The organism is Enterococcus hailinensis, assembly GCF_045862035.1.
Taxonomy (GTDB): Bacteria; Bacillota; Bacilli; order Lactobacillales; family Enterococcaceae; genus Enterococcus_A; species Enterococcus_A hailinensis.
This window is the reverse complement of record NZ_BAAFRV010000006.1, coordinates 145,028-167,051: the sequence shown is the minus strand read 5'-3', so window position 1 is coordinate 167,051 and position 22,024 is coordinate 145,028. Positions and strand designations below refer to the sequence as shown.

The 22,024-nt window shown below is 39.2% G+C and carries 18 protein-coding genes and 1 rRNA gene; 2 read left to right on the top strand and 17 right to left on the bottom strand.

What is annotated here, in order from left to right:
• The 14 genes from ACKTSC_RS06910 to pth form a co-directional block, all read right to left on the bottom strand.
• Positions 1 to 85 (bottom strand): 16S ribosomal RNA (locus tag ACKTSC_RS06910); the annotation flags it as partial.
• Between the two features lie 611 nt (positions 86 to 696).
• Positions 697 to 2,160 carry a lysine--tRNA ligase gene (gene lysS, locus ACKTSC_RS06905; RefSeq protein WP_407857205.1) on the bottom strand — a complete coding sequence of 488 codons (1,464 nt, stop codon included), beginning with the start codon at positions 2,158 to 2,160 and terminating at the stop codon, positions 697 to 699.
• 120 nt (positions 2,161 to 2,280) lie between these two features.
• The gene (gene dusB / locus ACKTSC_RS06900) at positions 2,281 to 3,288 is read right to left on the bottom strand and encodes a tRNA dihydrouridine synthase DusB (protein WP_332580156.1); all 1,008 of its coding nucleotides are present in this window, start codon (positions 3,286 to 3,288) and stop codon (positions 2,281 to 2,283) included.
• 2 nt (positions 3,289 to 3,290) lie between these two features.
• The gene (gene hslO, locus ACKTSC_RS06895) at positions 3,291 to 4,175 is read right to left on the bottom strand and encodes an Hsp33 family molecular chaperone HslO (RefSeq protein ID WP_332580157.1); all 885 of its coding nucleotides are present in this window, start codon (positions 4,173 to 4,175) and stop codon (positions 3,291 to 3,293) included.
• A 145-nt stretch (positions 4,176 to 4,320) separates the two neighbouring features.
• A complete protein-coding gene (locus tag ACKTSC_RS06890; RefSeq protein WP_407857199.1) occupies positions 4,321 to 4,623 on the bottom strand; it encodes a bacteriocin immunity family protein in 303 nt (100 codons plus the stop codon).
• Between the two features lie 106 nt (positions 4,624 to 4,729).
• Complete coding sequence (gene ftsH, locus ACKTSC_RS06885; protein ID WP_407857198.1) at positions 4,730 to 6,790, bottom strand: ATP-dependent zinc metalloprotease FtsH; 2,061 nt, start codon at positions 6,788 to 6,790, stop codon at positions 4,730 to 4,732.
• A gap of 94 nt (positions 6,791 to 6,884) precedes the next feature.
• On the bottom strand, positions 6,885 to 7,430 hold the full coding sequence (gene hpt, locus ACKTSC_RS06880) for a hypoxanthine phosphoribosyltransferase (RefSeq protein WP_332580160.1): 546 nt from the start codon (positions 7,428 to 7,430) through the stop codon (positions 6,885 to 6,887).
• A gap of 13 nt (positions 7,431 to 7,443) precedes the next feature.
• A complete protein-coding gene (tilS, locus tag ACKTSC_RS06875) occupies positions 7,444 to 8,781 on the bottom strand; it encodes a tRNA lysidine(34) synthetase TilS (RefSeq protein WP_407857197.1) in 1,338 nt (445 codons plus the stop codon).
• Between the two features lie 75 nt (positions 8,782 to 8,856).
• Positions 8,857 to 9,303, bottom strand: a complete 447-nt coding sequence (locus ACKTSC_RS06870; protein ID WP_332580162.1) for a S1 domain-containing RNA-binding protein — start codon at positions 9,301 to 9,303, stop codon at positions 8,857 to 8,859.
• 56 nt (positions 9,304 to 9,359) lie between these two features.
• Complete coding sequence (locus tag ACKTSC_RS06865; protein ID WP_332580163.1) at positions 9,360 to 9,794, bottom strand: FtsB family cell division protein; 435 nt, start codon at positions 9,792 to 9,794, stop codon at positions 9,360 to 9,362.
• A gap of 74 nt (positions 9,795 to 9,868) precedes the next feature.
• Positions 9,869 to 10,138, bottom strand: coding sequence for an RNA-binding S4 domain-containing protein (locus ACKTSC_RS06860; RefSeq protein ID WP_407855892.1), 270 nt, complete (start codon positions 10,136 to 10,138; stop codon positions 9,869 to 9,871).
• Positions 10,139 to 10,141: 3 nt separating this feature from the next.
• Complete coding sequence (locus tag ACKTSC_RS06855) at positions 10,142 to 11,704, bottom strand: putative polysaccharide biosynthesis protein (protein ID WP_407857204.1); 1,563 nt, start codon at positions 11,702 to 11,704, stop codon at positions 10,142 to 10,144.
• A 39-nt stretch (positions 11,705 to 11,743) separates the two neighbouring features.
• Positions 11,744 to 15,256, bottom strand: coding sequence for a transcription-repair coupling factor (gene mfd / locus ACKTSC_RS06850; protein WP_407857196.1), 3,513 nt, complete (start codon positions 15,254 to 15,256; stop codon positions 11,744 to 11,746).
• Between the two features lie 33 nt (positions 15,257 to 15,289).
• Entirely contained in the window at positions 15,290 to 15,847 is a 558-nt protein-coding gene (pth, locus tag ACKTSC_RS06845) for an aminoacyl-tRNA hydrolase (RefSeq protein ID WP_407857195.1), read from the bottom strand.
• Positions 15,848 to 16,205: 358 nt separating this feature from the next.
• On the opposite strand from pth, the gene ACKTSC_RS06840 reads away from it, so the two are divergent.
• Together ACKTSC_RS06840 and ACKTSC_RS06835 are read left to right on the top strand one after the other, a co-directional pair.
• Positions 16,206 to 17,186 (top strand): L-lactate dehydrogenase, encoded by a 981-nt coding sequence (locus tag ACKTSC_RS06840; RefSeq protein ID WP_071858067.1) that lies wholly within the window; start codon positions 16,206 to 16,208, stop codon positions 17,184 to 17,186.
• Positions 17,187 to 17,395: 209 nt separating this feature from the next.
• Complete coding sequence (locus tag ACKTSC_RS06835; protein ID WP_407857194.1) at positions 17,396 to 18,802, top strand: L,D-transpeptidase family protein; 1,407 nt, start codon at positions 17,396 to 17,398, stop codon at positions 18,800 to 18,802.
• A 38-nt stretch (positions 18,803 to 18,840) separates the two neighbouring features.
• On the opposite strand, the gene ACKTSC_RS06830 is transcribed toward ACKTSC_RS06835, so the two are convergent.
• The 3 genes from ACKTSC_RS06830 to ACKTSC_RS06820 form a co-directional block, all read right to left on the bottom strand.
• Positions 18,841 to 19,563, bottom strand: a complete 723-nt coding sequence (locus tag ACKTSC_RS06830; protein WP_407857193.1) for a YebC/PmpR family DNA-binding transcriptional regulator — start codon at positions 19,561 to 19,563, stop codon at positions 18,841 to 18,843.
• Between the two features lie 76 nt (positions 19,564 to 19,639).
• The gene (locus ACKTSC_RS06825; protein WP_407857192.1) at positions 19,640 to 20,143 is read right to left on the bottom strand and encodes a VanZ family protein; all 504 of its coding nucleotides are present in this window, start codon (positions 20,141 to 20,143) and stop codon (positions 19,640 to 19,642) included.
• Between the two features lie 123 nt (positions 20,144 to 20,266).
• Entirely contained in the window at positions 20,267 to 21,805 is a 1,539-nt protein-coding gene (locus tag ACKTSC_RS06820; RefSeq protein ID WP_407857191.1) for a C40 family peptidase, read from the bottom strand.
• Between the last annotated feature and the right edge of the window lie 219 nt (positions 21,806 to 22,024).

Here is a 22,024-nt window from a genome sequence, read left to right as displayed (position 1 = left end):
TCCGGTGAAAGAAAAAGCGTTCGACTTGCATGTATTAGGCACGCCGCCAGCGTTCGTCCTGAGCCAGGATCAAACTCTCATAAAAAGTGTTTGAAACAATCTTGCGATTGTTAAGCTCAATTTTAAATTTAAAAATTGACTTGCTAGCATATTGCTTGCTATGTTTTGTTTGTTTCTATTAAAAGAAACGCTCTACACATTTGGTTTGTTTTATTCGTTCAGTTTTCAAAGGTCTACATTGTTTGTTGCTTTGTTTCAGCAACTTTTATATCTTAACAGATTTAAAAGTTAATGTCAACAACTTTTTAAAACTTTTTTTGAAGAAGTTTTTCGAAATTGTCATTACTGCTTGATGCGACTTTGTTAGAATAACTTAAATTCCGTCGTATGTCAACAACTTTTTTTAAGTTTTTTTTAGCGAGATTAGCTCGCCTTGGAACATTACATAATATACCAACATAATCGCATTGGGTCAATAAAAAATATGCTTTTTTTCGAAGTTTTTTTCATTACTGATTATTCTTATTCGCATTTTATTAGAACGTTCGTAAATAACATGTAAATTATTTGAAAATTCCCTTTTCAAAATTTCAAGTTGGTTTTTTTACGTTTCTGTTTTACATCATTTTCTAATAATACATTCGACTAAGATAAAAAAATAGACGTTCAGCTCTGCTGAACGTCTAAAATTTATAGTTATCTCATTGTTGGGAACAATAAAACATCACGAATTGACTGTACATCTGTCAATAACATTACTAATCGATCGATTCCGATTCCTAAACCACCTGTTGGCGGCATACCATATTCTAACGCTTCTAGGAAATCTTCATCTACGCCATGCGCTTCATCGTTACCTTGCTCACGTTCTTTTTCTTGCGCTTCAAAACGCTCGCGCTGATCGATTGGGTCATTCAATTCAGTAAAGGCATTAGCGAACTCGCGTCCCACGATAAACAATTCAAAGCGGTCAGTAAATCGTCCATCTTCAGCATTTTTCTTCGCAAGCGGAGAAACTTCTACTGGGTGTCCAAAAACAAATGTTGGTTGTTCTAATGTTTCTTCTACAAATGTTTCGAAGAATTCATTGATGATATGACCAACTTCCATATTATCATTAATTTCAACATTGTGTTCTTTCGCTAATGTACGAGCTTCTTCTATAGACATTTCTTTCCAGAAATCGACACCTGTTTGTTCTTTGATGGCATCGACCATATGAATTCGTTTGAAATCAGAACCTAAATTGATCATTTGACCATCGTAAGACAATGTTGTTTCGCCTAAAACGTTTTGAGCCACATCACGAATGATTCCTTCAGTTAAGTTCATTACATCTAGGTAATCTTGATATGCGGTATAAACTTCCATCATAGTGAATTCTGGATTATGCGTAGTGTCGATACCTTCGTTACGGAAGACACGTCCGATTTCATATACTTTTTCCATTCCGCCAACGATTAGACGTTTCAAATGCAACTCAAGCGCGATACGTAGATACAAATCCATATCTAATGCATTGTGATGTGTGATAAATGGACGTGCAGATGCACCGCCTGCTTCATTATGCAATACAGGTGTTTCTACTTCAATATAGCCTAGTCCATCTAAATAGCGACGAATTTGACTGATGATTTGACTGCGTTTAGTAAAACGATCAAAGCTTTCACGGTTACTAATCAAGTCTAAGTAACGTTGACGATAACGTTGTTCTACATTTGTTAAACCATGATATTTTTCAGGCAAAGGACGTAATGCTTTTGATAGCAATGTGATTTCTTTGGCTTTGATTGATACTTCACCTGTATCTGTCTTCATGATTTCACCGGTTACTCCAAAGAAGTCACCTAGATCACCTTTTTTAAAGATCGCATAAGGTTCTTCCCCTACTTCATCTTTACGGACATAGATTTGGATTTGGCCTTCACGGTCTTGCAAGTGGGCAAATCCTACTTTACCTTTTCCACGTTTAGTCATTACTCGTCCAGCAACACTGGCTGTTAATTGTTTTTCATGAAGTTCTTCTTTTGTATCTGCATCATATGTTTCATGCAATTCTTTTGAATTTGCAGTTCGTTCAAAACGAGCGCCGAATGGATCGATACCTTCTGTACGAAGATTTTCCATTTTTTCGCGGCGAACACGCATTTGATCGTTCATTTCTGTCAAATTTGTTTGTTCTTCAGTCACGAATGTTCCTCCTCAGTATGTAATTACTCTTACTTATAATGCCAATGAATCCACAAAAAATCAAGCCGAATTCCTCATTCGGCTTGAAGATCAACTAATTTTTTCTCGTGCTTCCGTCTTTTCAACCAATTGGTCAAGTAAATCTAGGACTACTTGTTTTTCTTCTGTTTGATTGATTGCTACCTTTGTTTTGGCAGAACGAGGAATTCCTTTCAAATAGTAACTTGCATGTTGCCGAAATTCACGACAAGCGACCATTTCACCTTTTAAATCAATCAAACGTTCAAAATGCAGCTTAGCAGTTGCGATTTTTTCTCGGGCACTTGGTTCAGGGATCAATTCACCTGTTTCCAAGTAATGTTGTGTCTGATGGATCATCCACGGATTTCCAAGTGCGGCTCGGCCGATCATGACCGCATCAGCGCCCACTTCTTCGATCATTCGTTTTGCATCTTCCGGGGTCCGTACATCGCCATTCCCCATAAACGGAATAGTCAGCTTATTTGCTACTTGTTTTAAAACAGCCCAATTAGCTTGACCTTCATACATCTGTACACGCGTACGGCCATGCATTCCGATAGCAGAGGCTCCAGCACTTTCGGCTGCTAAAGCATTCTCAACTGCAAAAACATGTTGTTCGTCCCATCCTGTCCGCATTTTAACTGTGACCGGGATATCCACTGCTGAGGAAACAGCCTGCACCATTTCATAAACTTTATCGGGATCTAACAACCATTTCGCACCAGCTTCAGCCTTAATAACTTTATTGACCGGACACCCCATATTGATATCGATGATCGCCGCTTTGGTATTCTCTTGAACAAACTGAGCGGCTTCAACTAGCGAGTCTTTGTTCCCACCAAAAATTTGAACGCTCAACGGATGTTCACTTTCATCAATATACAGCATCTCCAAGGTCTTTTTGTTTCTAAAATGAATTCCTTGGTCGCTGATCATTTCGCAAACAACGAGTCCTGCACCAAATTCTTTGACCGTTACACGAAAGGCAGCGTTCGAAATCCCCGCCATTGGTGCAACGACGACTCGATTAGGTATTTCGACGTTGCCGATTTTCCAAGTGCCGTTTAAAGGTTTCACTATTATTCCCCCAAAATTTCTTGTTTCAATTCAGCTAGATCCGCTTCGCTATATTGGTATTTGTTATTACAAAAAGCACAGACTGCTTCGGCACCATGATCTTGATCGATTAGTTCTTGGATTTGTTCCGCACCTAAAGTGATGATCGCTGAGGCAAATTTTTCTTTTGAACAATCACACTTAAATTGTACCGGCAGCGTTTCTAAAAACTCCACATCATCGGTAGCCAATAAATTTTTCAAAATTTCTTCCGGCGTTTGACCCTCATCTAATAAAGTAGAAATACGCGCTGTTTCTTTCAATCGTAATTCGATTTGGTCAATGATCTCATCGCTTGCCCCTGGCATGATCTGAATCATAAAACCACCTGCTGTTTTGATCGTATCATCGGTATCTACCAAGACTGAAACCCCAACTGCTGAAGGAATTTGCTCTGAGACAGCTAAGTAATATGTAAAATCTTCCCCCAGTTCTCCTGAGACAATCGGTGTTTGACCAGAGAAAGGCTCTTTTAAACCTAAATCTTTGATGACAGTGAACATCCCAGAAGTACCAACTGCGCCGCGGACATCGATTTTTCCAACCTCATTCAACGGTAAACTGATGTGAGGATTTTTAATGTATCCTTTGACATCGCCTTTACCATTACTATCAACGACAATGGCTCCGGCAGGTCCATCCCCCTCAACTTTAACGGTCATTTTGTCTTCCCCTTTTAAGGTTGCACCTAACATCACGGCACCAATCATCGTACGACCTAAAGCGGCTGACGCTGTATTCCATGTATCATGTCGGCGTTGGGCTTCTGAAATTGTTTCTGTTGCATCGACTGCATATGCACGTACAAAGCCTTCATAGGCTAATGCTTTAACTAAATAATCACTCATTTATTTGCTCCTCATTCATTCAAACTTTTTTACTCGTGATTGCATCATACTAGGTGTTTCATTTTTTTTCAACTTCTCTGTATGTGTTTGGGGAAAGTTTACGTTTCGAATTCCAAATAAAAAACAGGCGATATGCGCCTGCTAGTTAAAACCAGATCGGTAATAGTAATGCGGTCATTGCTGTTGCATCATACTTTACGGCTTCACTCTTTAACTGAGTATGCAATTCAGCTAATGCTTTGGGAAAGTCATGGGTATGGGATAGTGCGTAGAGTGATAGTCCTTTACAAATTCTAGTTGCTACTAAACCACAGTCTTCAGATTGTTCTAATATCTTGGCATTACTTAATAGAAGCTCTTGTATCTCTGGAATACATTTTACCTTTTCATCACCATAAGCTTGACTGATTTGATCCATCATTAAATGTGCTTTTTCACTCCGTTTCATTTCACACAGCCCCTTTGACCCTATTTTACTCGCCTTATTTGAAACAACCAACTAATAGCTAGCATAAAATAAAAAGCGGCTTATCCGAAGATAGCCGCTTTTTATTTTATCTGTCTGTTGTATCGTCTGGTTCAATTTTATCTTCTGATGATTTGTGTTCAGTAGCCTTATCTTCTGCTTGTTTCTCAGCATCTTTTTCTTCCAAAGCACGTTTTGCTTCTTCAAAAGTTTGAGCTTGAGCTTTTTCACTTGGATAAGCGCTATTGGCACCACCAGGCATTTCACCAGTTTCAAACAATGATTTTATTGCTTTAGCATCTAGCGTTTCAAACTCTAGAAGTTTTTCAGCGATCAATTTATGTTGTTCGCGATGTGTTTCAATGATTTCATGGGCTTTTTGATGAGCTTCCATCAAGATCTTACGAACTTCTTGATCGATCTCAAAGGCCACTTGTTCAGAGTAAGCTTTTGTTTGTCCATAGTCACGGCCTACAAAGACTTGATGATTGCCTTCATATTGAACTGGTCCAAGTTTATCACTCATACCATATTCAGTCACCATGCTGCGGGCTAAAGCAGTTGCTTGTTCAAAGTCATTTGAAGCACCGGTTGTTTGAACGTTAAAGACGATTTCTTCCGCCGTACGCCCACCAAGTAATCCAACGATTTGTTCGAACATATCATCTCTAGACATCAACATTTGATCTTCTTTTGGTAAAGCGATCATGTATCCGCCAGCACGTCCACGAGGGATAATCGTTACTTTATGAACAACACGTGCACGGTTCAAGACCATTCCGATGATCGTGTGACCAGCTTCATGGTAAGCCACAGTTTCACGTTCAGTTTTACTGATAACACGGTCTTTCTTAGCAGGTCCGGCAATCACACGATCTTCTGCTTCATCAACGTCAGAAGCATCGATTTTTTTCTTGTTACGACGAGCGGCTACTAAAGCAGCTTCATTCAAGACATTTTCTAAATCGGCACCAGCAAAACCTGGTGTTTGTTGCGCAACGACTTTCAAATCAACATCATCTGCTAAAGGCTTGTTACGAGCATGTACACGTAAGATTGCTTCACGGCCTTTAACGTCTGGACGACCGACTAAGATTTGACGGTCAAAACGTCCGGGACGTAATAACGCTGGATCTAATACATCTGAACGGTTAGTTGCAGCAACGACGATGACACCTTCGTTACCATCAAAACCATCCATCTCTACTAGTAATTGGTTTAGGGTTTGTTCACGTTCATCATGACCGCCGCCCATACCAGCACCACGTTGACGACCAACTGCATCGATTTCATCGATGAAGATGATAGCTGGTGCATTTTTCTTCGCTGTTTCGAATAGGTCACGAACACGAGACGCTCCGACACCAACGAACATTTCTACGAAGTCTGAACCTGAGATTGAGTAGAATGGCACGCCAGCTTCACCAGCAACAGCTTTTGCTAATAAGGTTTTACCAGTTCCGGGAGGTCCCTCTAATAAAACACCAGCTGGGATACGAGCGCCTAGCTCAACAAAACGACGTGGATCTTTTAAGAATTCTACTACTTCAACTAATTCTTGTTTTTCTTCTTCTGCACCCGCTACATCAGAGAAGCGAACACGGTTGGCTTTTTTGTCAGCTTCTTTGGCTTTTGATTTACCAAAGTTCATTACACGGCCGTTACCGCCACCGCCGCCGCCTTGTTGACCAAGGATCATATAGAAGAAGAAAATCATAATCAAGATCGGTAAGAAGCTCATTAATAATGTAACCCACATACCGCTGCTTGATTCTTCATCAATCGTTGTTTTAACACTATTTTCTTTTGCTAAGTCAGTAACTTGGCTTAACGTTGTATCGTTTGGTAAAACGATCGTTGAAAAATGTGTCGTTTTTGTATCAGTTGAACCAATGATACTTAAGCCGCCAGAGTTAGCAACTTCTTGTTTTTCTTTATACTCACCAGTGATTTTATAAACACCACCGGCTGGCTGGATCTTCACATTTTTGATCTTGCCTTCTTGCATTTGTTCAGTAAAAGTCGAATACTCGATATCTGGCGATGCTGATTTGTTGTCTCCAAATAGGAAATACACAACCATGACCATCGCTAAGATGACGAGAATATAATAGAGAGCATTTTTTACTCCCTTATTGTTTTTATTCATCTACGTCCTCCTCACGCTTGTTAGCTGATTAGCTTGTTAAAAGTTTTATCAATTCTGACCTTTTAAGTATATCACACTGAGTTTTTTTCGGTCACTAATTTGATTGATAAATTTTTGGCTTTAATACGCCTACGTAAGGCAAGTTACGATACGCTTCCGCGTAATCCAATCCATAACCGACTACGAATTCATTTGGTACATCAAATCCGATATAATCTGCTTGGATATCGACCACACGACCTTCTGGTTTATCTAATAATGTGACGATTTTCACTGATTTTGCTTTACGATATTTGAACAAATCAACTAAGTAGCCCAATGTTCGACCGCTATCAATGATATCCTCGACAATCAATAAGTCGCGTCCTTCAACATTTGTATCTAAGTCTTTGATGATTTTTACTTCACCAGAAGAGACCGTTTGGTTCCCGTAGCTCGATACATCCATGAAATCCAACTCTAAATGAGTATCGATTTCGCGAATAATATCCGCCATAAAAGGAACTGCTCCTTTTAAAATACCAACCACCAAGGGATTTTTATCCATATAATCTGTAGTTAGCTGTGCACCTAATTCGACACAACGGCTTTGAATATCTTCTCTAGTGATCAAGATTTTTTCAATATCTTTTTCTAGCATATAGAAACTCCTTTCAGTTCGCTTTGTTAAGCGTATAGTCAAGTATGTAGTGTATTCTATCAGTTTCAGTAGTAATACTCAAATAGGAATTAACAAATGATAAGATTGCCAAGATCTCGCCCGAGGCATCTTCAACAATCCAAGCGGCATCTCGTTCTGCCGTCGGGATCTTTTTATCAATAAAATAACGGTTTACACGTTTGGTTAAACCTTGGGTCAAACGAATACGATCACCAGCCTTGCGATGACGAATCATTAACGGAAATTTCACCGTGACCGGTAAAGGGATTCGAAACTCCTCACTAGGTTTATATTGGCTATTTTTTCTTACGCTGATTATTGACCCATCTGATAATTGACAATGTTCATTTTCATTAAGGGAATACTTTTCTTGGTCAGTGATTTCTACTTTTTTCTCAATAAAATAGGTATCATATCGGCGGACAAATTGCCAAGCGTCTCCTAGATCAAATCGCCATTGACTGCTTGCTTTTTCTAATTGTTCTAATAAGGAAAATAGTTGTCGTTGTGAGACTACTAGCTCTTGGGCTTCTGTAATTTGTTGGAACAAAGTAGTTAAAAAATAATAACGTTCCCCAGTCTCAACAGGCAACACTGATTGAGTAAATGACCAGCAAGCCCCATCAGTTTCAACGTTGTTTAAATTTTCTTTTAGACTCTTTTGGATCAATTGATCTGCCCAAGTTAGTTGTTGGTGGAACTGATTGGCATGTTCTAGTAGTTGCGGATTTTCTTTTTTTAGTTCCGGGACGACATTCAAACGGATTCGATTTCGAAAATAATCAGTGGAATGATTAGTTGCATCTTCAAAATATGTTAGGTGTTGCTCATTTGCATAAGCATAGATTTGTTCCTTCGAAAAGGTTAATAATGGACGAATCAGTTTGCCCGTAGCGAAAGGTTGCACTCTGGAAATCCCCGCATGTCCTGCAAGAGAACCACCACGTACCAAACGCATCAGAAGAGTTTCTACTTGGTCGTTTCCATGATGGGCTGTCAATAAAAGGTTATATCCTTCTCTTTCCATAATCGTTGAAAAAAATTCATACCGCAGTTTGCGAGCCTTTGCTTCCATATTTTTTTTGGTTGGTGTTTGCCATACTTTTAGATAAAAAGGAATGTTATGTTCTTTACAATATTGTTCTAAAAAAGCTGCTTCCGCCTTTGATTCTTCTCGCAATTGATGATCGATGTGCGCAACGCCGATCGAGCTTCCCATTTTTTCTAACAAGTGTAACAAAACCATTGAATCCACTCCGGTCGAAACAGCTAACAATATTTTTTGGCTCGTTCTCAATTCTGGATTCTGATATAAAAAAGCCTGTTCCATTTTCGACTCCTTACGTTTTGTTCTTAAATTTCTAGCTAAAAAAAGCTGAAATCTTTTAGGATTCCAGCTTTTTTTCTAATTACGACGACCGCCACGGCCTCCGCGTTTACCTTCAGTATTGCGTTTGATCGATGACAAACGATCATCGCTATCCTTCAAAAAGGAACTCATCAATGAATCGAAGTCTTGTTTGCCGCTATTATTTTGGGGCTTTCCTTTAGGCGCAGGTTTTGGACGATTGTTATCGCGAAATTCCCGTTTAAAAGGTTTCTTTTCTGGTTGAGGTTGGTCTTGTGCTTTACGAATCGAAAGACCTACTTTTCCATCGTCTCCTACAGAAGTGACTTTTACTGTTACTTCATCACCGACAGTCAACACATCATGAATATCCTTCACGAAACCATTAGATATTTCACTGATATGGACTAAGCCCGTTTTGCCCTCTCCCAAGTCGATAAAGGCACCAAAATTTGTAATTCCTGATACTTTTCCTTGCAGCTTAGCTCCTACTTCGATTGACATAAAAAAAATGTTCCTCCTAGTTTTTTCCATTTTTTATCTTAAAACTGCTGAATATTTTAATTCGCAGTTTCGGACTTTATTACTTCGTCAGCTGACTGAGTGTCTTTGCTTGGCGTTTTTGTTTCATCCGGCAATACAAATACTAATTCGCCGTCTTTTGAATAGTAGAATCGACTACGAGCTAATTTTGCTACATAGTTATCATCTTTTAGCATTTTAACGTCCTTTTTTAAACCTACGACTTGATCATCTACCTTGGCAGATTCAGCGACTGTTTTTACTTTGATGTCGTTCAACTCGCTCAAATGACGTTGCTCATTAAAAATTTGAACTCCCATGACAATGGCAACAAATGCTGCGACAGCAAAAAGGGCTGCTAACCGTCGACGTTTAAAAATCAATTGACGATGCTGTTTTTGAAATTTACGATACTGCTCTTTTGCATACGGAGTATCTAACGCTGCAATTTTCGGCGTCTCGTTTTCATTCATTCCCGCTCGCTCCTTACCATGAAATTCTTTACTATTATACCAATTCACGGTATAATTGTCTATTTGAATTATCTTTAATTTCCGTTATTTTCCACACGAGTCTCATTAATAATGTGGTACATTTTCGCTGCATCTTCTTTTTTTGTTGATTCATGCAGCTCATCGATTCCAACCTCTAAAATTTTATTTCCGAATTGGATTCGCAATTGATCACCGATTTTAACATCCGTCGATGATTTCGCTAGTTTTCCATTCACTTGGATACGGCCTTTATCTGCCACTTCTTTAGCAACACTCCGCCGTTTGATGATCCGTGAAATTTTTAAGAATTTATCTAAACGCATAAATTATCCTCTTTTCCAATTTATTCTTAATAGTTTAATCCCGAACGGCAACATCAGCCATTCGCGAATTGTTAATAATCGTATTTGAATCGCTAATATTATAAAAGTACTGCCGCCAATCGCCCCCCCTAAGATGGCAGCAATCAAAGCGATACTCCTCTTGTGGACGACCCCAAATATCAAACTAATACCGCCATAGTAACATAAAAGGACGACAACCATACCAATTAAACACAGAAGTAATTTCTGATTGAAGCGACACTCATTTCCGTAATTTCTTGTCTCACGTTCACTAGTCAGATGCAAAATGAATAGTGCTATCGCCAAACCTATCAAAGTAGAAAGACTGGCTCCGACGGTTCCAAATTGTTTGGTCAAGCCGCCTGTAGTGACGATCTTTAAAACTAAACCTGCTCCAGCTGCTTGTAGTGAACTGCGATACTGATTCTGACTTTGAGCGATGCTCTGATACGCTTGAACCATCGCCATCAAAAAAATCGCAAACACAAACAACAATAACGTGAGGTTTCCCTTATAATCTTTGAACAGCGCATAATTGACGTACGGTAAAAGCAAGGCCAAACCTAATGAAGCCGCTGCAGCAATAGCCGAAGTCAAACGTAAAAAAATTCGACTTGTCTTAATAAACATTTTGCGGTCACGATTGACTAAATAGCGAGTCATCAAAGGGAGAAAACTGGAACTTAAAGCTAGAGCCACAACTAAACCAAGTTGAACCAATGGTTGGCCTCGGTCATAAACCCCTTTGGCTAATTTTGCACCGTGTTCACTTAAGCCATAATCAACTAATGCTTTTTTTACTGTAAACGAATCGATTAATTGAAATAAAATCAGCAAGCCGCTATAGATGGTCATCAGCCCGCCTTCAAGTACTAATCGCTTGCCTAAAGCCCATGCTTCATCTCCTAACCTAAGCTTGCGCCGTAATAGACTTGTGCCTAAAATTTGGTGGCGGTAATACCACAAAACGATCACTGCTGCTACTCCGCCGACCACTGCTCCAGACATTGCCACAGTCCCAGTGTGATAAACATTCCAGCCAAATTGTTTAAATGACCAAGCTGCCACGATGATAACATCGACTCGAATCAGCTGTTCGACAACTTGCGAAACGGCGGTTGGGACCATCAATAATTTTCCTTGAAATTCTCCGCGTGTGATCGATAAAAAAGGCATGATCACAAAGGTGAAAGAAACAACTCGAATCAACGGTGCTAATCTCCCGTCTCCCATCCAATCCGCCAGCGGCTGTGCGGTGAAAAAACACAATCCCCACAAAATCAAACCAAAACCGCTGATCAAAGGAAATAATCGCTCTAATGCTTGTCCTTGTTCTTTAATTTCTTTTTGTTCTGCCACATATTTCGAAATAAATTGCGGCAAACCTGATAAGGCCAAAGTCATCGCGATTCCATAAATCGGATAGACTTGCTGATAGACATAAAATCCTTCGTCCCCAGCAAAGTTTTGATAGGGAACCCGATAGACTGCGCTTAATAATTTCGCCACAAATGAAGCTGCTGTCAGGATGAAGGCACCTTGCATCATGACTTTCATTTCTTTATTCGCCAGTGCCTCCACCACCTATTCTTTGTATTTTTGCTCTCGCAATGCCCGAACGAAAAGACTGATTTCGCGTAGCCATACTGCTTCATCCATCGTTTTACCGACTGTAAGTTTAATAACCATTTTTTCTTTTTCCACACCAAGCGTTGCTTTCATTTTCGTTGCGCTCAACGCTTCAAATAATTGTTCCACTTTATACGCTTTAGTACCGACTTTACTCAACGTCAAAATAATTTGTTGCTGACGTTTATGGATACTTTCGACTAATGCACGATCACCATCCATTTTAATCTGGCCGATGTTCAACAAGTTAGCGACTTCATCCGGGTAGTCACCAAAACGATCGACTAAGTCTGCTTCCACTTCATCCAGCATTTCGGTGCTTTCCAACTCGCGAATTCGTTTATAGATTTCAATTTTTTGTCGTTCATCTTCAATGTACGTTCCTGGAATATAGGCATCAATTCCCAAATTGATCTCAACTGAAGTCCGTTCAATTTGATTATTCTTCCCTTGCTTGCGATCAACTGCTTCAGAAAGCATTTGTGAATACATATCGAACCCAACAGCGTCAATAAATCCATGTTGCTGTGCTCCTAATAAATTTCCGGCACCGCGAATCGATAAGTCACGCATCGCGATTTTAAACCCAGAACCTAGTTCAGTGAAATCTTTGATTGCTTGCAGTCTTTTTTCACTAACTTCATTCAAGATTTTTTGCGGTTCATACATGAAATAAGCATAGGCGATTCGATTACTTCGTCCTACCCGTCCACGTAATTGATACAATGTCGACAAACCCATGTAATCGGCATTTTCCACGAACAATGTATTAACGTTTGGAATATCGACCCCGGTTTCAATGATCGTCGTTGTTACTAAAATATCGTATTGTCCTTCAATGAAATCCATCAGCGTATTTTCTAATTGGACTTCGGTCATTTGACCATGCGCAAAACCAACCTTTGCGTCCGGGACTAACAATTGAAGCTCTTCCACTTTCCGCTCAATCGTTTCAACTCGATTATATAAATAAAACGCTTGTCCTCCGCGAGCCATTTCACGTTCGATTGCTTCACGAATCGCACCTGGATTTGTTTCCATCACATATGTTTGGATCGGGTAACGATTTTCTGGCGGCGTTTCGATTACGGAAAGATCACGTACACCTAGCATCGACATGTGCAATGTTCGAGGTATCGGTGTCGCCGTCAGCGTCAAGACATCGACTTGAGAGCGTAATTGTTTCAACCGCTCTTTATGCTTTACGCCAAATCGTTGTTCCTCATCGATAACCAACAATCCCAAATCAGCGAATTGTAAATCTTTTGATAGTAAACGATGAGTTCCTACAACAATATCTACTTGACCAGTACGAATTTTTTCAATCGTTTCATTTTGTTGTTTCTTTGTTCGAAAACGACTCAATACATCAACATTGACGGGGAAATTCTCAAAACGTTCCGTCATTGTTTCATAATGTTGTTGCGCTAAAATCGTTGTTGGAACTAAAAAAGCTACTTGTTTATTTTCTTTAATCGCCTTAAAAGCTGCGCGCAAAGCTACTTCCGTTTTACCAAAACCGACATCTCCGACTAATAAACGATCCATCGGACGGTCTTTTTCCATATCATGTTTGATTTCGGCTGTACTTCGCAATTGGTCATCGGTCTCGCTATAGGGGAAAGCATTCTCAAATTCCTTTTGATACTCATCATCAGGACCAAATGCATAGCCGCGTTCTGCTTCACGCTTCGCATAAAGCTCAATCAAATCATCGGCAATGTCTTCGATTCTTTTCGATACTTTACTTTTAGTTTTTGTCCACTCACTGCCACCTAGTTTATTGATTTTCGGTGGTTTAGCCTCTGAAGAGACATATTTTTGAATCAAATTTAATTGTGTGACCGGAATAAATAATTTGTCATCTTTTTGGTAGATGATCGACATGTAATCTTGGTGTACTCCGTCGATTTCGATTGTTTCCATCCCGACATATCTACCGATCCCATGATTGGCATGGACGACGTAATCGCCCGGTTTTAATTCATTGTAGCTTTTCAAACGTTCCGCATTCGAAATCGTTTGACGACGGGCTCTTTTCTTAGTGACCTTCTGAAAAATTTCTCGTTCAGTAACGACAACCAATTTATCTTGCGGCAACTCAAAACCGCTAGTTAAATGGCCAATAACAACCTGTGTGGTGCCGATGAGCAATTTGTCTGGTGTTGTCTGTACAGCTTGAATCGCCACATCTCGAAATTCTTGCATCAGTTTTTCTTGGCGTTCCTGATCTGAAACGACAAATAAAACAGTTTGCTCTTGTTTTTCCCATCGATCGACTTCGGTCTTCAATAAGGGCATTTGACCAAAAAATTGTTGCATTGAACGGTATTGAAAATTATGGATTGCTTCAAAGCGCAAATTGCCCATGCCTTTTTGAAATAGCGAAAAGAAAGTTGTAGCAAATGGCGCTTTCTTGATTAGATCAGGAATATTCATTCCAAAAGACTGCTCTGAAAAAACACGCAATTCCTCTAATTTTTGCGTGTGCCATTCAGCTTCTTCACGTTCCATTTCCCGGTATGTTTCCATCAGACGGGGATAATCATCTACAAAAAGCAAGGCATCTTCAGCTACATGATCCAGTAAAGAAGTTTTTTTATTGTAAAGTAGATCCGTATAATACTTAGCATCTTCAGTCGGGATGCCTTCTTCCCAAGCAGCAATCAATTGACCAAAATAATCAATTAAAAAGTTATAGCTTTCTTTATCTTGGGTAACCGCTAAGCGATTTTGCAACAATTGATTGACTTTAGCGACTCCTTGCGTCAATTCTTCGGCAGCAAAAACAAGATCAGTTGTCGGTGTGACCCAAACCTCGGTTAAGTTTTCAACTGAACGCTGAGTCTCCGGTTCAAAATAGCGCAAAGAATCGATCTCCACATCAAATAATTCCACTCGCACAGGGTACTCAGTCGTTAAGGGATAAATATCGATGATACTGCCACGCATACTGAATTCTCCCGGTTTGCCAACCATCGATTGACGCTCGTAACCCATTAAAACCAAGCGTTGAGCTAAGTTTTCTAAATCAATTTCACTCCCGATTTTCCAGTGTAATTGATTAGCTTGCCAAACTTCAGGTGTTGGAAGGTATCTTCTCAACGCTGCAGCAGGTACGACATAAATACCCTTTTCGCCTTGTGATAAGGCTTGTAAAGTCGCTACTCGTTCTGTCCGAGCTTCCGGTGAAGCAAAAGCCATCTCAGCAGATAAGACCTCATCAACTGGAAAAAGATGAACATCTTCTTCGATTTGGCGTAATTCTTCTGCTAATTGATTACTATAATAAAGATTCGGGACAACGATCACCGTCTGCTTTTGACTCTTTTGATGAGTCGCAGCCATTACTAATGCTTTCGCTGAACCAGAGAGCCCGATCACTAACTGGCGTTTAGCTTTTTTCGTTAAATATTCTTGCCACTCTTTTACTAGCGGCAACTGATTAATAAAATCAATCAAATTCATTCGAGTACTCCTCATCTAATTTGTTATACATTTTTAATTAAAGCGATTCATTGTATTTAAAAAATCATTTTCTGCAACGAAATCATCGACTGCTTCTGCTGCTCGCGCAACACTATCTGCAATAACGACTGCTTCCTCTTGATTAAATGTGCTCAGCACATGGTTAACGACTGTTTTACCGTTTGGTCGACCGATACCGATTTTTATCCGATTGAATTCTTGTGTTCCAATATGTGAAATAATACTTTTTAATCCATTATGGCCGCCCGCACTGCCTTTTTGACGTAAACGTAATTTACCCATCCCCATATCTAAATCATCGGCTACCACGACTAATTCAGTTAGCTCAACCCCAAAATAAGTCATCAAAGGACCGACCGCACGTCCTGATTCATTCATAAAAGTCGTTGGTTTAACTAATAAAATTTTTTCGCCATTCACAAAATAATCTGCAACTTCCGCTTCAAAGGGATTTTTCTTAAAAGTTACTCCTTGTTCAGCTGCTAAACGATCCACGACCATAAAGCCTATATTGTGTTTTGTATTTTCATATTTTTTACCTGGATTTCCCAGTCCAACAATCATCTTCATGTATTTTTCCGCCTCATTTTTTCTTAATAGTCTATCTTTTATGTAAAGAAATCGTCATTTTCCATCGGCATGACAAAATGCTGGATAGTCGTCTGACTACCCAGTTCTAAAATTTCTTTACATAGTATAACACAAACTTTGCTGTAGTGACCGTTTTCAGTGCTCTGTGCCAGTATAAAAAATGTGTTATTTTTATAAAAACTTAAGCATAGCAGTCCTTAGAACATCAACACATAAAACGCTTACTAAAGAAACAGGTAAAAAAACTGTATTATTAATGAGTAAAACACGTGACAAATTTCATTAACTAATGTTATGATTCCAATGGAAAAACAAATAGAAGAAGGGATTGGTACACATGACTGCATCAGCAGCTAGTAAAACCCATCAAAAAGTAATCTTAGTTGGAGACGGCGCAGTAGGCTCAAGTTATGCCTTTGCATTAGTCAATCAAAATATCGCTCAAGAAATCGGCATTATTGATATCGATAGCAACCGCACACAAGGAGATGCGATCGACTTATCTCACGCATTAGCCTTCACTTCACCTAAAAAAATCTATTCAGCTTCATACGAAGACTGTCACGATGCTGACTTAGTTGTCATCACAGCTGGCGCTCCACAAAAACCAGGTGAAACTCGTTTAGATTTAGTTGGTAAAAACTTACGCATTAACAAAAGTATCGTAGAACAAGTTGTTGCTTCTGGTTTCGACGGAATCTTCTTAGTTGCCGCTAACCCAGTAGATATCTTAACTTACTCTACTTGGAAATTCTCAGGTTTCCCTAAAGAACGCGTTATCGGTTCAGGTACTTCATTAGATACAGCTCGTTTCCGTCAAGCAATTGCAGAATTAGTTGACGTTGATGCTCGTAACGTCCATGCTTATATCTTAGGTGAACACGGAGATTCAGAATTCCCAGTTTGGTCACACGCTAACGTTGCTGGCTTACAAATTTACGAATGGGTTAAAGATAATCCAGAAGTTGATGAAGAAGCATTAGTTAACCTATTCTTCGGCGTTCGTGATGCTGCATACGAAATTATCGAGAAAAAAGGCGCTACTTTCTACGGTATCGCAGTTGCTCTAGCTCGTATCACTCGTGCGATCTTAAACGATGAAAGTGCAGTATTCCCATTATCTGTATACTTAGAAGGTCAATATGGCCAACAAGACATCTATATCGGTGCTCCAGCAGTCATCAATGCTAAAGGGATCCAAAACATCATTGAAATCCCATTAACTGACTCTGAAAAAGATCGTATGGATGCTTCTGCTAAAGAACTTAAAGAAGTAATGACTAAAGCTTTTGCTGATCTTGAAGCTGAAGGTAAATAATCAAAACTTTTCTAGCCACAAAGAATATTTTATTCTTTGTGGTTTTTTTAATATTTGATTACGTTTCAAGACCAATCACTCGTATTTCTTCCTATCTGTGGTATATTTATAATCGGTGTAGTATTAAAATATGGAGCCATTTGTCTCTAATTTTCTCCATACGTTAATAAAAAACCAAATACATAAAGAAACAACGAGGAGTTATTTCGATGACAAGACAAGAAAACAGAAATTCTCACAGCCGGAAAAAAATCGGTATTATTGTTGTCTTAGGTTTATTAGTAGTTCTGGCAGGCGGATATGGTGTTCGTAGTACATATTATACTAAAAGGTTTCTTCCAAATACCGAAGTCAACGGTGTAAAAATCGATAATTTGACCATCAGTGAAGCCAATCGAAAAATCACACGTGAATTATCCAAGTCACCTTTCCTTATCAAAGTGGATGGAAAAGATTGGAAAGAGATCAATCGTGAAGATTTAGGTTGGAAAAATTCATATACTTCTGCATTGACTAAAGTTCAAAAAGAGCAAAATCCTTTTAGCTGGGGAATGCAATTAGTTTCTGCGTCAGATAAACAAGACGTAGATGGTTCAACTTTAGATGAAACAAAATTAAATGCTGTTATTGATGCTGTTAAAGCAGAATTGACCGAGACAAACAAAACCAGAACAGCAACTGAAAATGCCAAAGTCACTCGTACCGATAGCGGGTTTGAAATCACCCCAGAAAAACAAGGAAATACGATCGACGTTGATGCTGCTGTTGCTGCCTTTAAAGAAGCGGCCAAAAACGGTGAACAAACGATTGAATTTGATGACTACTTAGCAAAACCAACGATCACTAAAGATGATGCTAGCTTGAAGAAAACACTTGATAAAATGAATGCCGTTGCTAAAATCAAAGCAACGTACAGTATCAATGGCAATACGTTTGACATCCCAAGTTCAGATATCAATGATTGGTTGATCGATGATAATGGAACAATGTCTCTTGATCAAGAAAAAGTAACTGCTTATGTGAAAAGCTTAGGCGACAAATACAATACAAGCACCAACCCTACTGAATTCAATAGTACAAAACGCGGTAAAGTTTCTGTTCCGGCAGGTACTTACAGTTGGACGATCAATACTGCAAGTGAAGTTGAAGCACTAACTAAACAAATATTAGAAGGCAAAGATTTTACCCGCTCACCGATCGTGACTGGTGCTACAACAGCTGATAAAGCTTTAGTCGATAAGACATACATTGAAGTCGATTTAGAAAATCAACACATGTGGTACTACAAAGACGGTAATGTTGCATTAGAAACAGACATCGTAAGTGGTAAACCAAAATCTCCTACTCCAACTGGTGTTGATTATGTGTGGGAGAAAAAGACAAATGAAACACTGAGAGGAAAAAATGACGACGGTTCTGATTATGCAAGTCCAGTGAAATATTGGATGCCAATCGATTGGGGCGGCGTAGGTCTGCACGATTCCGACTGGCAACCAGCTTATGGTGGTGACCTTTGGAAAACACGTGGATCTCACGGTTGTGTCAACACCCCACCAGATGTCATGGCAAAACTTTATGATATGGTTGAAGTCGGTACTCCGGTAGTCGTCTTTTAACCAAATAAAAACCAGCGAATGATCGCTGGTTTTTTTATTTATTCAACTGAAGTAAATACTTCTGAAACGTCATCATCATCTTCCAGTTTCTCAACCAGTTGATTTAATTTTTCTCGCTGCTCTTCAGCTAACACAACCGTCGTTTGAGGAATCATCGTTAACTCTGCTTGAGCCAACGTAAAGCCATCTGCTTCTAATTGATCACGAACACTAGTAAAATCTTCTGCGGCAGTATAGATTTCAAATACTTCTGAAGAAATTTCCATATCTTCTGCCCCGGCTTCTAATACGTCTTCAAACATCGTATCTTCATCAACTGTTAATCCTTCACGCTCGATAGCGATATATCCTTTTCGATCAAACATATAGTTAACTGACCCTGTTTCACCCAGACTGCCTCCATTGCGCGTAAATGCTACGCGTACATTGGTTGCTGTGCGGTTGCGGTTATCTGTTAATGCATGGACTAAAATAGCTACTCCACCAGGTCCATAACCTTCATAAGTAATTTCATCATAATGCTCACCTTCACCTGCTGAGGTTGCCTTTTTGATTGCTCTATCGACATTATCATTCGGCATATTAGCTGATTTTGCTTTATCTATCACTAAGCGCAAAGCAGGATTAGTACTCGTATCCGGCCCACCAGCCTTTGCTGCCATATAAATTTCACGAGAGATCTTTTGGAAAATTTTTCCTCTTTTTGCATCTTGCGCATTTTTTCTTCCTTGGATATTGTTCCATTTACTATGTCCAGACATCCTTATACACTCCTTAAAATACTATGCTCTTCCTTTATTTTCCATCTGAATATTCATTACGTCAAGGAAAAAACCGCTATTTCTTCTTGCGGATCAAGCGATAGATAATAATAAGCAGACAAGCTGTCAAGGCCCCACATGAATCAAGCATAACATCTTGAAATAATGGTGAACGTCCGCCAGTCAACATTTGATGAAATTCATCGGTCGCTGCATATCCCGTTGCTGCAAGCCAAGCAAAAAAGAGCGTTAAAAGTAATGAGCTTTGTTTCAATTTTGGCAATAAGCCTAAAAATAAACTGCCTCCCATAATAAAATAAGTTATAAAATGAGCAGCTTTGCGAATAAAAAATTCGATAAATTTTACATAACCGGCAGCTTTAATACTTATTTCTGTCCCTGCATAATCAAAAGAAATTCGGCTTAAAGTAGCTTTAAATGGTTCTTCTGATAAATATTTCTGAATCGTTGAAACTTGACTTTGTTGTTGATAGGTCATTGATGAACTGATAAATAATACGATCATCATCACTACGGCGATTCCTAAATATAAATTGCCATTTTTTATTTGCTTTTGCATTTTCTATCCTCCAGATATCTTATCTATAATTATTTCAGTCAAAAGTAGTCTTCTCTAACAAAATTCGCCAACAAAAAAACCGGTACGTTATTCGCACCGGTCATATCATACTATTTAGATTGATTACATACGAACTGCAAAGCTTGGTGCATAGTAAGCTGTAGATCCAACTTTAACTGATTCACCTGGTTGAGGTGCATGGATGTATTGTCCGCCACCCATAGCAATCGCTACGTGATATGATCCGCCAGGAGAACCCCAGAAGTATAAATCACCTGCTTGAGCTTCGCTAACTGAGATACGTGTTCCAGCTGATTCTTGAGGAACTGTCCAGCCACCAATTTCACGGCCAGTTGCTTGACGATATACATAAGCTGTAAAGCCTGAGCAGTCAAATCCTGAAGGAGTTTTTCCGCCCCAAACATATGGAGTACCAATATATTTCATTGCTTCTGCAACTACTGCAGATCCATTTCCAGATGGTGCTGGAGTCGGAGTTGAAGGAGTTGATGTTGAAGGTGTAGTAGCTGTTTGATTACTTGATGATGAAGTAGATCCTTGGCTACTGTTACCTGTTGAAGTTGAACCTTGATTATTAGTACTTGTTGAAGTATTAGTGCTACTTGCTGGCGGAGTTGCTTCAGCCGCTTGAGAACTATCTTCAGTCGCTACAGTTGAAGATTCAGTCGTAGTTGATGAATCTGTCGTGCTTGTAGCTGGTGCTTCTGTTGAAGAAGATTCTACTGTCGCAGAACTTTCTGTTGTTGCTTCTGTAGAAGTAGAAGTTTCTACTGTCGTAGAACTTTCTGTTGTTGTACTTGATTCAGTTGAAGCTTCTGTTGAAGATGCGCTTGCAGCTGCTTCTTCTTGGGCTTTAGCATCTGCCTCAGCTTGGGCTTGACGATCTGCTTCTGCTTTTTGAGCAGCAGCTTGGGCTTGGGCCTCAGCCGCTTGACGTGCTTCTTCTTGTACACGTTCTTGTTCTTTGATTGCAGCTTCTTGTTTTGCTTGCAAGTCAGCTTTTTCGTTTTCAGCAGTTGCTTGTTCTGCTGCTAAAGTAGTCGTTTGAACATTTAAATCTGCTTGTTTAGTGATTAAATCGCCTTTTTGGCTTTCTAATGCAGCTTGATTAGCAACGATTGCTTCTTGTTGCTTTTTATTTTCAGCTTGTTTTTGTTCAACTTCTGCTTTGTCCGCTTTTTGTTGTTCAACTAAGTCATTATTTGCTTTCACAATTGTAGACATTGCTTGAACACGGCCAACAGCATCGCTGAATGATTCAGCATTCAACACTACGTCAATAACATTGGTCGATGATTGTTTGACTTGGACGTTACGTGCTTGTTCTTTGATCGCTTCTGAACGTTTTTCGATACGTTTTTGCAATGCATTAATTTGGTTTTCTAAATCTTGAGATTTTTGTCTCAATGATGCTTGATTATTTAATAAACTTTGTGCTTGATCATTAATTGCAGCAACTTCATTTTCTAATGCACTGATTTGAGACTGTGCATCTGTTTGTTGATTTTGCAAACTTGAAATTTTCGCATCTTGGTCAGCGATCTTACTATCAAATTCATCGGCAGAAGCTGCGGCTGGAGCTGCTAATGCGCTTAATGTTACTGAACATACCATTAATGCTGATAACAAACTTTTTTTCACTCTTATGTCCTCCGACTACTCTTAGTTTTATTTTTGAATTTTATTAGACTTTTTTCTAACACATTGATGAGTTTACCACAGCTGTATGTCATCCAGATAATAGCATTGTTACAAAAACATTTCATTTTGCTATTTTCTAGTTACAAATGAGCAAATAAAAAAACAGAAGAAATTTTCTTCTGTTTTTATCAAACTACAAATTTAGTTCTTTTTCTCATA